Genomic DNA, 14,747 nt, shown 5'->3' with positions numbered 1-14,747 from the left:
TTACTTCACGGGTGCATTATAGTTTTATAATTTTGGCAGTATCAACAATATGGTTGGCACTGAAACTGTTCAATTACTGAACAGCATTAAGATAATAAGGTTTTATCGAGAAGTAAACTTTAAAGCAACATTTTCTAAATTTTGTGTGACATGTTGCTCAAAAGGCCACGCACCACATAGGTAATGTCGCTTACCGTCGGCTTCTTTGAAAGGTACTAGCCATTGGTTTTCACTGATATGGCAACACACCACATTATCGTCAATAGTTGATACAGTCAGATGACCACGTTCAGAGGAAATGCCAGGGCAAATTTCATTGACTGTGCTGCCGCTGGCACTTGGTATACTTGCTGACAAATCATGTACGTTTTCGGTTACGTTTAAACTAAACAAAATATAGGCGAAAATTTCATGGTCCCGTTTGTTACCTATCGCATAACCCTTTAAATACATAGCCTGCAGCGTTTTACCATGCCCATCAAAATTTTGTTACGTAGGGCAAAATGCACGTTTTGGCTTATCATCAAGCGAATAACAAGAAAATGGGACGTCGATTCATGGTCCCGTTTGTTACCTATCGCATAACCCTTTAAATACATAGTCTGCAGCGTTTTACCATGCCCATCAAAAATTTGTTACGTAGGGCAAAATGCACGTTTTGGCTGATTCTAAAGTGAATAACAAGAAAATGGACGAAAATTTCATGGTCCCGTTTGTTACCTATCGCATAACCCTTTGAATACTTAGTCTGCAGCGTTTTACTATGCCCATCAAAATTTTGTTACGTAGGGCAAAATGCTTGCAGTTCATCATTGTCACGTGTGTTTTTTGGCGAGTACAGAGTATCACCAACAGACAATTGATCTCTTCGCACATCTAACCAAAGGTAGTGTACTTATTATCTGAATTTGGCCCTCAAAAATGCGTTCATAAAACTCATTCACTGCTTCACAAATGTAAACATCGTGTAAATTCAGTGTCTGTGCGAAGACATTTTGCACAATACATATTATTGTTAGCGTTACACAGCTTTACCTGTATTGATGAACTTATAAATGAATAATGTAATCGCAACAAATCGGTTTGGTTTGGGAGCACTCCCGGGAGAGATTGAAACAGCGTCTGCTGACCCAGCGAAACACGTGCTCGCTCAACTAACCCCCATATCTTTTCAAAGTTCAGATTCCTCTCACTCAATTGCTTCAACACTGCAACGGTTTCGTAAAGACGCTTCCGAAGAATCTAAGAAAAAAGCTCAAAAGTTTAGACAGGCGACATATCGGCGGCTTTCAGCAGAAACATTAAACAACGCGATTAGCACCACCCAACCGTTTATGTGGAGAATACTAGATTTCTTCTCTAACCACTTTAGTGTCACTGCTCAAGGGCCATACTTAAATGCGCTGTCACCTACTTTAGAGCGTGAGGCAATAGCACCACATCTGTTAGGCAAGTTTTCAGACATGCTGCTTTCTGTTTGTCGTCATCCCGTTATGCTTACCTATTTAAATAATGAAAGATCATTTGGCCCCAACTCACGCTTAGGAAAAAAAGGCAAAGGGCTCAACGAAAATCTCGCCCGGGAAATACTTGAATTGCATACGATGGGCGCAACAAGCGGCTATACACAAAGTGATATCATCGCTCTGGCTAATGGTATCACGGGATGGGGCATCCAAAGCCCTGAAAAAACCGATGGCGATCTGTTCTTCTTTAGAAAAGCCGGTCATGAGCCCGGTAAACAAGAGTTGCTAGGGCACGCATTTCCCCAACTGGGCGAACAGCAAGGCAAGACTATGCTTAGCTACATAGCCTCTTTGCCTGAGACCGCTAAGTTCGTTAGCAACAAATTAGTCAGGCATGTTGTGAGTGACACTCCAACAACAGCATTGTTAGAACATGTTGAGCAAGCGTGGATAAAGACAGATGGCGATTTAAAGGCTGTTTATGTGGCACTTATTACTCACCCCCACGCCTGGCAAAAAACTTTTGACAAATTTAAGACACCGAGGGAGTTTTTTATCTCAGCATGCAGGGGCCTTGGTCTTAGCTCAGTCAAAGAAAGTTTTGCAATACGTAGCTTGAAAGAAATGGGACAACCCCCTTTTAAAGCTGGCAGCCCTGCTGGCTTTGAAGACTCAGAAGATTTCTGGAATAGTGGTTATGGGCTAATGGCACGAGCGAACTGGGTGTCAAATTTGCACGTGAACGATCAAATTGAAATTCAAGTACTTGCAGAAAAACTGCTAGGCACAACACTGTCCGAAAATACACGACAGCTAGTAGCAAGAGCAGAAAGTCGTGAACGCGCTTTTGCGCTATTATTCATGAGCCCAGAGTTTATGAGGAGATAACAATGCATCGACGTACTTTATTAAAACTCTTGGCGAGCGGTGCAGTTATGCTTCACTCACCAGCGCTGTTGGCAACTCAGCATGCCAATAAAACACAGCCGCTGAAACGGGTAATTTGGATCCTACAACGAGGCGCGGTAGATAGCTTGCACACTGTTATTCCCGCGTTTGAAAGTCGCCTTGCATCATTGCGCCCCGATTTAATGTCGGGACTTGCGGATGCATTTCCAATAAAGCATCAATACAAACTTCATCCGTCTCTTTCACATATCCATAAGTTATTTGAACGAAAAGAACTATCGTGTGTTGTGGCGACATCTACGGGGTATAAGGGGCGCTCTCACTTTGATGGCCAAGATTTCCTAGAAAGCGGGTTAGGAGCTGCTAACCTGCAGTCTGGCTGGGTAGGGCGAGCCATGGATGTACTTGGTACTGAAGGCATAGCAATTTCAAAAATGACACCTCTTGCCTTCAGAGATTCATTACGAGGAAGCAATTTCTATCCGTCTAATTTTACTAGCGCAGTAGACAGCTTAACTGATGACCTTGCCGCGCTATACCAATATGATGAAAAGTTAGAGAAAGCACTTGTTGCGGGTACTGAAATAAAAGACGCATTGATGGGTGATAAACAGAAACGTCTACAAACTTCTTTTTCCCGATTGTGCGGCGAATGTGTTGACATAATGAAAGCAAAACCGAATGTTCAATTTATGATGTTAGAGTCGGGAGGTTGGGACACCCATAAATCACAGGTCGGAAAACTTTCAAGAGAGTTAGGTCAACTAGATGAAGGCATTGCGCAACTAAAGAAAGGACTGGGCAACGACTGGAAAAATACACTTGTTTTAGTCACATCAGAATTCGGGCGAACTGTGCGTCAAAACGGAACCGGAGGCACCGATCATGGTACAGCTGGTAGTATGTTTATTGCGGGAGGCTCCCACTTAGGTGGAACAGTTCATGGAAAATGGCCCGGGCTATCAAAAAAAGATTTATTCGAAGACCGAGACTTACGCCCCACAACAAATACGTTCTCTTGGATTTCGGCAGCGTTACAACAACATTTAGGGCTTAGCAAAAATCAACTAAACGCTATATTTCCCGACCACATGCCCTATAAACACACACTTTTCTAAACAAACAAATGGACTAAAGCGTTAAAGGTAGTCCTTAATCTTGGTAAAACTTAACATACTTGATTTGGCTATTATTGATTACAACTATAAACACGTTCATTGGGTTCACGTAAATGTGAACCTTATCCAGTAACGTGGAAATTGAAGCCCCTTAACCTAGCTTCTATGTCTAATTGCCAAAAGCTAGACGCAAAAGAACTCCTCACATCATCCTTCAAACGAGCCCTAGTTTCGGTGGGCAAATTAGGAGTTTGTTTATTGAGTTTCGCATTTAAACTCTTCAATACAAGTCACGAGCAGGCTGCGAAGCTTGCTTTTGACAGCTGAGTACATCGGTTGATTGACAGCGTTTTGAGTTTCACTTGGGTCTTTGTTTAGGTCGAACAGCATCTCCTCGCGGCCTTGAGTTTCAGTTGCATACAATGTGTAAATGTATTCCTTACTTACCACTGAATCGCCCTCTTTAAATCGGCTATAAATTTGGTTTTTGTGTTCCAAAGCAGGATTTTTAAGAACGTGCATAAAACTTTCACCAGCAATTTCATTTTCGTCACTAACGTTAGCAATATCAGTTACGGTTGGAAAAATATCAATTAATTCCACCAGCGCATTTGTTTTTTGGTTTTTAGCGATACCTGGCCCAGCAATAACTAAAGGAATCTTCAGCGCAGTATTCAGCATATTATGTTTGCCCCAAAAGTTATGCTCACCAAGGTTAAAACCGTGGTCACTCAATAGAATGACTGTAGTATTTTCCTCAAGGCCAAGAGCGCTGATCTGTCTCATTATGTCGCCAACCAGAGCATCTACATAACTTACAGAAGCGTAGTAGCCACGCTGTGATGCAACGTGAAAATCATCACTGTTGTACTCATAGTCTTTAAAATGATATGTGTGTATTTCATTAGACCCTTTTAGCCCGTCTGGTGAAAGGTTAGGCTTTTCACGATGAAAAAATGGTTCGAATTTATCTTTAGGATGTAAATCGTAGTAACGCTTCGGTGCATTAAATGGCAGATGTGGGCGAATAAAGCCTACGCTAAGAAAAAAAGGACGCTTTTGCTTTGCTAATTTTTCAAGTGCCGTGAGCGCTATTTCTTTTGCCTTACCATCTCCGTAGTCCTCGTCATCAACGTCAGCAGATTCATACCACGGTCCATTTGGTCTGTTAGGGCGTTTTTGGTTAATCTTTTTAAATTTATCTGATTCAGGGTTTAACGTTGTTGAATGCGATATACCTCCAGATAAAGGCCCCTCACTCCAACTTTCATCGTCAAGGTCTCTGCTATGGTGAAATATTTTGCCAATGGCCATAGTATAATAACCCGACTCACGTAAAACTTGAGGGAGTGACTTCGCGCCTGGTACATCCTCTTCGGCCTTTGATTTGTAATTAAGAAAGCGCGTTTTTGTTGGCCTTAAACTAGTCAAAAGACTTGCTCTTGACGCTCCGCAAACAGGAACATTAGCGTAAGCATGATTAAAAACAACTCCCTTACTAGCCAATTCATCTATATTGGGTGTATGCGCCCGTGTATCTCCGTAGGCACCAATGACGGGGCGAAGGTCGTCGATAACAATCATAACTAAGTTTTGCTGAGATTTTTCTGCCTCATTAACAATAGATGCCACAACAACACCGCTACTTACATACACGTACATAACGGAAAGGAACGTAACCACCTTTTTTGAAATTTTCATTTTTCTCGGTTTCCAGCTTATATTTCAGCCTTCGCTTCACGCATTCAAACACTTGGCGACGGGACAATAATCAACGTTATAGAACAGAAGAACGACATAAAGTGACCATTTAATCTTGCATTTCGATGGTCTCCTCTTGCACTTTGAAGAGGATCACAGGTCCAATCAAACCAGATGACTGCAGCTTTTTCGGTTGTTTATCAAAGAAATTGAAACCAGTGAAAGTGACGCGCTGACTCTTTGGGGGTGGTCTGTTCTCAACGAGCCATGGCACCGTGTCGCCTGTCATAGAATAACCGCTGGTGTCGGGAAGTGCTTCATCACCTATCAGTCGATTAACCCATGTATTTGTTATAGACACGTGCAAAGTGTTTTCACCAGGTTTAAGTACATTTCGAATGTCCATCACAAATGGCGGCTTCCATAATGTATCAAACGATTGGCCATTCACCGTTACCTCTGCAATTTGTTGCACATCACCCAAGTCGAGGTAAACAGGCCCTCTTTCTGCTAGTTGAGTGCTGTCTAATTGAAAAGTAGTTTGATAGTTAGCAGTACCTGAATAGTGCTTTACACCTTCTATATCACTGTCTTTCCAATCTATAAGTGAATTAAACGTGATCTCGCCCGGCCCAGCCCACGCTGGGTCAAATTCCACAACCCATGGCTTGGTAAACGTACTCATAATATTGTGGCGGCTTCGTTGTGCGTAAAAATCATCGACTACGCTACTGTGAACACCGTTGTACTCCGGTTCGTTATCATCACGTCGAATAAGAATAAACCGGGATGCAAACGGCTCTAGAGGTAGTGCTGTTGTCAGCCGTGAATTGTCTAATTCGTAGTCTTTAATTTTTTCTATGGTGCCATCATCTACGTTCCATATTTCCGGCCTCCCCTTCCCCTCGCGTAGACTTATTTCGACATATTTGAATTCAGGATCGTCATTGTAGAAATAATAAAGATCGTTTGGCCCAATGCGTCTGTGAGCGAAAAACTGTGCTGGTTCGCCGTTAATTTCCAAATCAGGCTTCATTTCCAACACGTCGATTGATTCATCTAAGGAGTAGCTGCTGACTATCCCTTTTTTATAGCGATTCAATCGAGGCGCTTCATTCTCTTTACTGCCCCAAAGCAACGTTGCAATCTGGTCGAACTCATTTAGGTGCGCCCACTCACTATAACCAATAACATGTTTGGGCCTGTCGCCAATAACAGTTGCACCTGCAGCGACTAGCTCTTTAATGCGCTGCAGCGTTTTAAAGTGTAAATACTCGGTTTTGTACAAATGTAACGCTTTGTAGCTGGTACCCTCGGGAAGTACTAACATGCCATCTTTAACACTTACGCGGTTAACTAAAACATCTGTATTGGTGTAATCGTAGCCGTAGCCATTGGGCACAGAAGTATTGTTAGCGTTACCCACTCTGAGCGGCGCCACATCCCCTAAATGCACAAGGAAGTCTGCCGCTGGTACGCCTTGTTGAAGTAAATAAGAGCCTCTGGCTAAATATTTGAACCACGCTTTGCCGCCATTATTCCACCATGTTTGCGTTCTATCGATATGAGAACCGATAGAATCCATGGTCATGCCGGGCTTTATATAATTATTGGGCTGGTGAGCGAATCGATGGAACATAGTTTCGTTGATGCCTCGCGCCCACATTTCATCACCATAATGCTTGTAGAAATACGGATGACCATACCAATTTACCGTATTGATGGATGTGAACGACTCAGCCGATACCACTTTCTTACCATAGATATGCGCTGACGAAATGGCAGCCATAATGCGACCATTGAACTCTTGCTCGCGTACCCAGAATTCACCCATTAAGCGGTCTGCTTTTCCACCCGCGGCGAGTTCATCAAACGGCCCCCAGCCATAGGGCTCAATATAGGTTTCAAGCCCGTATTCATTTGCTAAACGGGTAAATTCACCAAAATAGTTTTCTACCATTAGGTCTGACTGATGCTGTCTAAGTTCTTGTAATACGCCGCCCGTATGCTCAGGAGACTCGATCACCCTTCCAGTCATGGCCGGTAGCCATGGGATAAGGTCATAACCAAACTTTTGTTGAAAACTCTCTGCTATTTCATCAGTCCAGTTTTGGCCACCTACTTCATAGCTATCAATTTCTACTGTTTTGAATGATTCGATACCGGCGTCTTTGGCTCCTTTCATCACTTTCCCAACAAATTGTTCAAAGTGAAAACGCAACGCTTCAGCGTCAAATTTATCAACTTCTAAACCTTCTCCTTCCACCGTCGCTGGCACATTGAAAGCACCCGTGCTGGTGTAGCCAAAACGTAAAATTTGCCAGTCGCCATCAGGTACATTTACACCATCTGGCGACAATTCTCCTGTGTTTAGCACCACAATGTCATCACGCTTTACTATGGCATCTTGCGCTATGCTCGGTGTTAAACTCAGTCTTCCTCGCTCCATCGAGTTCATTGAAAGCCAATGGTTTATGCGCGGTGTTGACCACAAGTCAAAGCGCTTGATGGCAATAGGTTTATCAAATACAACGCGAAAATACTTGGCGTTATAACCATCATTTTTATCAGTAACCAGTTGTGGGCTGAAAGCCCACATTCTAGCGCCAGTTCTTGGTCTACGTAGTTTTTCTACAACGCTGTGAAAGTTCTCTCCATCATCAGATACCCAGAGAGAAGCATCGCCATGTCGATTAGGGGTTTCAATCTGCAGGCTTCTGAGTGTAGATGGCTTGTCCAATTCTACTTGTACCCAATAGACGTCATCTTCATTTTTTGAAAAGGTCAGTTCAGTATCCCAGTCGCTATCTTTTAAAACATTAGCATCGAGAGTTTTATCAGAAGTAGTGATCTTGGCGTTTTTAAAACGATTTTCTGTTACATATTTATCTTTGGGTATGGCGATTACGGCAACATCACGATAAAGCTGTTCCGCATAGCCAGGTTGAGGGGGAACTAGGGTTTGTTTACCGCTTACCGTTAGCTCTGACCACGTTATTCGCTTCATTGATTGCTCTGGTGTTACCCACGGGCCGCCGCTAGATGTCCATCCATCAGAATTATGAATACCAAACTCAATACCTTGTTTGTCGGCTTGAGTCGCAGCGTGAAGAAGGTGCTCGTAAAACTCATCAGTACCGAATCGAACAGGGCCGTGCGATGAGTATGGTCTGTTACGCCTGTGAACATGAAAAAAAATTGCCCCACCAATGCCCGCATCTCGCATAGCTTTAAAGTCTTCGTTAAACCCTTCTTTACTTATATTGCCGTTCATCGCATGCATCCACGTTTTCGGAAGATATGATGGCGCAGGCGAAGCGAAGTCCGACTCTAAAGCAGATTGCGCCATCGTTTTCAACGGAGTGGCGATAAAAGCAATTGCTATGAAAAATTTTAAGATAACGGCATTTTTTAACAAAAAAATAAATTGATTTTGATTCATGGTGACTATTTTTGTTACATTGTGATTACATATGATTGAATATAACTCAGTATCGCTGTCTTTGAAACAGAAGAATAGGGCAACGATGATGACTCTCATCGAGAAAAATAAAATGAAGATTAAGAAGAATACCCCAACAGCTCGCTTACCAAGCACTGGTTTGTTCAAAAGCATAGCTATGGGGCTGGCGTTAAGCTTTTTAACCGCGGCTTGCGCCCCAACACAGAGCCCCGAAAAAACGACTTCGGAAAATGACTTCTACACTCAAAGAACAGCTCTGATTGCCAAATACTCTAAAACCGACAACGTTTTTTCAGCCTTAACAGCACAAATAGCACCTTCGGATCCGGCAAGTAAACAATACTGGCAGTGGCGAGTTGATCAGTACCTCTATGGACAGTATCCGGAATATCAACAAATTTATGACGAATTCAGAGACAAAAACCAGTTCGAAGACATTTATCCATTAGTAAAAGAAGACTTAGGTCCGAAGAAAGCGACTCCTAATGACCTTTTAAAATTACCAGACGGTCACTTTACTGAAAACTTGCCTGGAAACCCTCATCGCGGATGGCAATACCTTGATGGGGATACGCTATATATCACCTATCAAGGGAAGTTAACTGACCCATACGTCGCCAGCTATAATGTTGTAACCCAAGAATGGAAAGGACCTTTCAAAGCCGCTGAAAGTACCCTATCAAAGGGAGATAGAAAGATAGACAGTCACGGCCGCCCAATTATAGAAATGGATAGCAACGGCTACCTTCATATTGTCTACGGCGGGCATGGTGGCGAAAGAGAAGACGGGTTGAATCCATTGTCGATAGATACCCCTCATGCTGGCGGTAGAATGCTGCATGTCGTCTCTAAAAAGCCCTATGATATTAGCGAGTTTGAGTACGTTGACGATATATCTCCTTTTGCGTCTTATACCAAAAGCTACAAAATGGGGAACGGGGATATTTACCTTTTCACTCGAGCGGGTACGCATAAATCGCCGTGGGTATACTACAAAATGCCAGCAGGCTCGAAGCAATTTGAAGCGCCTGTGGTAATTACCTGGCCTACTCCGCAATCAGATGAGCCCATTAACGTTAATACGTTTTATATAAACCCACTTAAGATTTCAGATACTGAAATTGCCATTAGCTTTTTATGGCATGAATGTAACTTTCTGGAAGTTCACAATAAAGAGACTTATGCCCGCATTAACGCCTATTACATGCGTTTAGATACAACAAGCGGGCTATTCTTTAACGCGCAAGGTGAAAACATTGACCTTCCGATCACAATTGATGTGGCGAACGACAAAATGCTGGCGTTCGATTCAACAGATAAAGAGGAAACGCCATTTGGCACTTCTCCAGTCATTTTAGAAAGTGGTCAGCCAGCAGTGGCTTACGAGGCTCGTACTAAGGATTACCGCGAGTGGCGAATGGCAGCCTTTAACAATGGTCAATGGCAACATAGTTTACCTATGCCAGATACGGTAAACAGAACGCTAAAAGATGAAGAAAATAAGCCAATTTCTAATCTCCTCGATTTGGTAGTGTTAGGTAAGCCATCAGGTAAGCACACCGCTGTTACTGTGTATCGAGACGCAGATGGCACAACTTATTTTTCAACTGTGGAAAGTACAAACGGTACTAACTGGAAAGTCATTAAGGCGCATTTAGCACTTGATAATGCGCGTATACAGATGGAACCAATCAAAGATGATGCTGGACTTAGCAAAGGTGTTATTTTAAATATTAAAAAAGGGGCCGCCCAACGTTTATACCTTTGGCATGACGGTGCGTTTCAGTCACCGAGTCAGGTTACCTCTGCAGGTGCTCAGACTTCTACTGACGCCCCATCGTTTTACGAATCTTTCGAAAACGGAGGCTGGAATGCGGCCTCGCCTCGAGGCTTTACACCAGGGCTAGACAATTCGCTTGCGAAAAACTTCATGTTTAATCAGCTACAAACTAACTCCGCGTTTTCGCTGGAGCAGAATATTGTACGCAGTGGTGATTACTCAGCGAAATTATATTGGAAGCACAAAGCGCCCGCCTCTTATAACGGAGACCCTCAAAAGTTAGATAACGTAGATAGAAAAGCGATGTTTCACGGTTTTAAGACCAGCAAAGTTTTAGGTGCCGAAGCATGGTACGGCTTCAGCTTCTACTTCCCAAGCGAAGGTACGCAAGATGAACCAAACGACTGGTTATTTTTCCAAATTCACGGAAGCGCAGATAAGCGCCTCAAAGAGCACTCCCGCAATCCACCTTTTAGCTTAACACTCACGCCAGAGGGCATGCGTGGCGCTTGGAAATGGGATCCGTATGAACTCAGCCCTACGCGACAAGGTGACGGCACCACCCGTTTCGAAATTCCTGGAAGTAAACAAGATTATTTAGACCGCTGGGTCGATTTCGTCCTTCGTGCGAGAGTTGACTATTCAGAGGATAGCACCGGAATTTTAGAACTATGGATTGATGGTAAAAAGGTACTGGATAAGCACAACATTCGATTTGGCTATAACGATGACAAAGGAATCTACCCATCATGGGGGATGTATTTTAATGGTGACCTGAGCGATATGAAGAGCGACCACTATTTGTATCTCGACGAAGTACGTATGACTGATGCGACTGAAGCGACTTATCAAGATGTAGCGCCTCGATAAGCTAAGTAAGCATTTTAGGTAGCAACATAATTTCTGTATAGATTAAACAAGGGCCATAACAATGACGCGCAATGTTTCAAATAATCCCCGCCTAACATGCTTTTTGTTTTTGGCCCTGACCTTATTTAGCGCACTACTATCAGCCGAAGAATTTGCTGCAAACGCAGCAAGACAAACCATAAGCTTCAATAAAGACTGGCTGTTTAAGCTTGATGACAATGAAATCTATAAAAATGAAAAATTCAACGATAGCGGTTGGAAAAAGCTAGACGTACCTCATGACTATATATTTGAGGAAGGTGTGAATAAGTCGGGTTCTCAAGGGCAGTCAGGTGGCTATCACGGAGGCGAGACGGCTTGGTATAGAAAGCATTTCTCGTATGACGCAAGCTGGCAAGGTAAACAAATCTGGCTTCAGTTCGATGGCGTGTATATGAACAGTGAGGTGTGGATTAACGGGCACCATCTTGGGAATAGACCGTATGGTTACATCAGTTTTCAATATGAATTAAGCAAGTATTTAAAGCAGGGAGACAATGTTATTAGCTTGCGAGTAGATAACGAACTGCAACCATCAGCCAGGTGGTATCACCCAGGCGGTATCTATGCACCAGTCAAACTAGCAATCCTCAACCCTGTTCATGTTAAACATAACTCGTTATTTATCCATACTGCCAGCGTCGGCCAAGAAACAGAGGTCGCCGTTAGCTTTGAAGTAAATGACAACGCCCAGAATATTTCTGAGTATGAGCTTCGGTACGCTCTATACGATCAAGATAATAAACAGATATTAACGCACCTCACCCCGCTTAAAAACGTGAGCAGAGTCGTAAATGATAAGACGGCGTATGCCCTATCATTCAACTTATCAGATGCAAAACGCTGGAATCCACATAATGCTTATCTGTATGGGTTAGCGCTAACTATTTTAGATAACGGAAAAGTCATTGACTCTCAAACTGCAAAATTTGGCGTTCGAGATATCGAGTGGAAAACAGATACGGGCTTTTGGATAAACGGCGAAAATGTGAAGATTCAGGGCGTGGCCGAACACTATGAAGGAGGGCCTGTTGGAGGCGCTTGGACGAAGCCACTTCTAAGATGGAAACTAAACCTTCTAAAAGAAATGGGAGTCAACGCCATTCGTACCGGGCATACCCCCTACCCCACCATGTTTTATGAGCTTTGTGACGAGCTAGGCATAATGGTGATGGACGAAGTATTTGACGGATGGAAACAAAAAGCTCGTCACGACTACGGCCGGTATCATTTCAATGAGTGGTGGGAGAAAGACTTAACCGAGTGGGTTACACGCAATAGAAATCACCCCTCAATAATCATTTACAGTGTAGGTAATGAGACGCACGGTGACATTGTTACAGAGCTCGCGGCAGCAGTAAAAAAACATGACCCAACTCGACTTGTTACCTCTGGCTCTACCAATGAAGAAGGACTAGATGTAATAGGTATTAACGGTGGTTCAGAGAACAAAAGCTTTTTCGAACGACGGTTCGACCGACCTTTTATATCAACGGAAGCACCTCACACGTGGCAAACCCGAGGGTATTATCGCACTCAGACATGGTGGCGAGACGGCCCCAAAAGCGATACCTTCGAATTACCTGAGATCACAGAAAAGGAGATATTCTTTTACGACTGGAAAGATCCCAAAGAATGGTCGAATCAAAAACAGCACCTCAACTCATCTTACGATAACGCAACAGTTCGGATTAATGCTCGTAAAAACTGGGAGCTTGCACGTGACTTGCCTCACCACGCGGGGCATTTTCGTTGGACAGGTTTTGACTATCATGGAGAAGCTGGGTTAGCACACGGTGGCTGGCCTTATATTGCGTTTATGGGTGGCGCATTGGATTTAGCCGGCTTTAAAAAAGACCTTTTCCATTTTTATCGAAGCCAATGGCTAGATGAACCTTCATTACATATTCTCCCTAGTTGGACACATCCAACGATGAAAGAAGGTACGTTGGTGCCAGTATGGGTTTACTCTAATCTTGATGAAGTCGAATTGTTTCTAAATGACAAATCACTTGGCCGTGATAAACCGGGAAAACAAGCCGATGAGATGCAAGCAGAATGGTTCGTACCTTGGAAACCTGGCTCAATACGGGCAGTGGGTTATAAGGACGGTATAAAGGTTCTAGAGAAAGAAATTAAAACCGCTGACTCCCCTGTTGGTCTAAGACACAGCATCGACACTTATGCCGCCGAGAATGGTTTCAATACTGCGAAAGTAATCACTACTGAAACCGTAGATAAGGACAACAATTTTTACCCCTATGGCAGTCATAGAACCTATTACCATTTTAGCGAAGGTTTGAAAGCAAAAGCTCTAGAAAATGGCTCTCCTTACGAGCATACCAACCGTGTAAAATCTAATTATCGACATTTATTTATGGGAAAAAATAGAGCGTTTAGTGAAGTGACTTACCCAGACGCTCAAGAATTCGTCACTATAGGCGCCATAGTGGGTGATGAAGCGTTAAGGCTATCAAATAGAGTGGCAATTGATGTGCAAACTATCGCCATTACTGACACTGCGAACATCGCCTCACAACAAGTAGACGTTTTTTATAGCGTGAACCACCCCAATGAAGTAAAGATGAAACCTTATCTTACCCCTTTCACTGTAAACGATGGTGACACGGTGTACGCTAATGTCTTTATCAATAACCGACTTGCCTTGCAAATGAAACAAGAATTCGGACAGGGTGTTGGCCTCTTTTGGGGCGATGAAAACTCAGCCAACATATGGATTGGTCGCGGCTTGTCATTACAAGGCGAAGACGCTGAATATGGCCAAGGTGCCGCAGCAGTTCGCGGCGCTCACGGGGTCCACGGTGGCGGTTATGGAACCTTTAATAACGAAGAAGGCACGATGTATTGGTACCACGAAAACGACGGCGCCGAGGGTGTGTACACAGCTGTTTTCCGCTACACGCACAACGACAAAAGCTCAAAACGGCCTCTCGCTATCTATGTAAATGATAAGAAGGCGGCTATGGTTGAATTTGAGCCTACCGGGAGTTGGGACAGTAAATGGGACGAGCAAGCCGTAAGCTTCACGCTAGTAAAAGGCGCCAATCATATACAATTTAGAACAGTAGGTGAAAGTGGCCCTAATATCGACCAGTTTACGCTTGAATAGATTGGGCTTAGATTGGAGGAGAGTATTGGCAAGTAGACACACCAAATGAATTGTTGAAAGAGTGACCAGCAATGTCTCCTTCTTTTTTACATCGCGCCTTGAACCTAAGTATTGTAAAGATGCATTGAAAACAGCCGTTGCTATGTTTTTCAAATTTACTTTAGACTTATCTCAATTTATTTGTGCTAGTCGAAGCAATACTATTTTTGAAGCAACTGCATACTGCTCTTATGTCCAGAAGTGATTATCAATTCAAAGCTTGAAGTATACA

7 protein-coding genes are annotated in these 14,747 nt (G+C 43.3%); 4 read left to right on the top strand and 3 right to left on the bottom strand.

Annotated features, from left to right (window positions below):
• Positions 1–102: 102 nt before the first annotated feature.
• Positions 103–453, bottom strand: coding sequence for a hypothetical protein (locus AC27EZ_RS13555; protein WP_487135828.1), 351 nt, complete (start codon positions 451–453; stop codon positions 103–105).
• A gap of 602 nt (positions 454–1,055) precedes the next feature.
• Between AC27EZ_RS13555 and AC27EZ_RS13550 the strand changes: the two genes are divergently transcribed.
• Both AC27EZ_RS13550 and AC27EZ_RS13545 read left to right on the top strand, forming a co-directional pair.
• Complete coding sequence (locus AC27EZ_RS13550) at positions 1,056–2,354, top strand: DUF1800 domain-containing protein (protein ID WP_487135827.1); 1,299 nt, start codon at positions 1,056–1,058, stop codon at positions 2,352–2,354.
• 2 nt (positions 2,355–2,356) lie between these two features.
• Positions 2,357–3,493, top strand: coding sequence for a DUF1501 domain-containing protein (locus AC27EZ_RS13545; RefSeq protein ID WP_487135826.1), 1,137 nt, complete (start codon positions 2,357–2,359; stop codon positions 3,491–3,493).
• A 255-nt stretch (positions 3,494–3,748) separates the two neighbouring features.
• Here the strand turns inward: AC27EZ_RS13545 and AC27EZ_RS13540 are convergent, their stop codons facing one another.
• Together AC27EZ_RS13540 and AC27EZ_RS13535 are read right to left on the bottom strand one after the other, a co-directional pair.
• Positions 3,749–5,125, bottom strand: coding sequence for a sulfatase (locus tag AC27EZ_RS13540; protein WP_487135825.1), 1,377 nt, complete (start codon positions 5,123–5,125; stop codon positions 3,749–3,751).
• Positions 5,126–5,303: 178 nt separating this feature from the next.
• The gene (locus tag AC27EZ_RS13535; protein WP_487135824.1) at positions 5,304–8,543 is read right to left on the bottom strand and encodes a glycosyl hydrolase; all 3,240 of its coding nucleotides are present in this window, start codon (positions 8,541–8,543) and stop codon (positions 5,304–5,306) included.
• A 124-nt stretch (positions 8,544–8,667) separates the two neighbouring features.
• Between AC27EZ_RS13535 and AC27EZ_RS13530 the strand changes: the two genes are divergently transcribed.
• Both AC27EZ_RS13530 and AC27EZ_RS13525 read left to right on the top strand, forming a co-directional pair.
• Positions 8,668–11,307 carry a heparin lyase I family protein gene (locus AC27EZ_RS13530; protein ID WP_487135823.1) on the top strand — a complete coding sequence of 880 codons (2,640 nt, stop codon included), beginning with the start codon at positions 8,668–8,670 and terminating at the stop codon, positions 11,305–11,307.
• Between the two features lie 61 nt (positions 11,308–11,368).
• Complete coding sequence (locus AC27EZ_RS13525; RefSeq protein ID WP_487135822.1) at positions 11,369–14,476, top strand: glycoside hydrolase family 2 TIM barrel-domain containing protein; 3,108 nt, start codon at positions 11,369–11,371, stop codon at positions 14,474–14,476.
• Positions 14,477–14,747 lie beyond the last annotated feature (271 nt).

It is taken from the genome of Alteromonas sp. 4NH20-0056 (genome assembly GCF_057539655.1).
This window is presented reverse-complemented; position numbering and strand designations above follow the sequence as displayed.

Bases quoted from the DNA above. Each gene is read 5' to 3' on its own strand.
- AC27EZ_RS13555 (WP_487135828.1), bottom strand. From the start codon at position 453: ATGTATTTAAAGGGTTATGCGATAGGTAACAAACGGGACCATGAAATT.
- AC27EZ_RS13550 (WP_487135827.1), top strand. From the start codon at position 1,056: ATGAATAATGTAATCGCAACAAATCGGTTTGGTTTGGGAGCACTCCCG.
- AC27EZ_RS13545 (WP_487135826.1), top strand. From the start codon at position 2,357: ATGCATCGACGTACTTTATTAAAACTCTTGGCGAGCGGTGCAGTTATG.
- AC27EZ_RS13535 (WP_487135824.1), bottom strand. From the start codon at position 8,543: ATGGCGCAATCTGCTTTAGAGTCGGACTTCGCTTCGCCTGCGCCATCA.
- AC27EZ_RS13530 (WP_487135823.1), top strand. From the start codon at position 8,668: ATGATTGAATATAACTCAGTATCGCTGTCTTTGAAACAGAAGAATAGG.
- AC27EZ_RS13525 (WP_487135822.1), top strand. From the start codon at position 11,369: ATGACGCGCAATGTTTCAAATAATCCCCGCCTAACATGCTTTTTGTTT.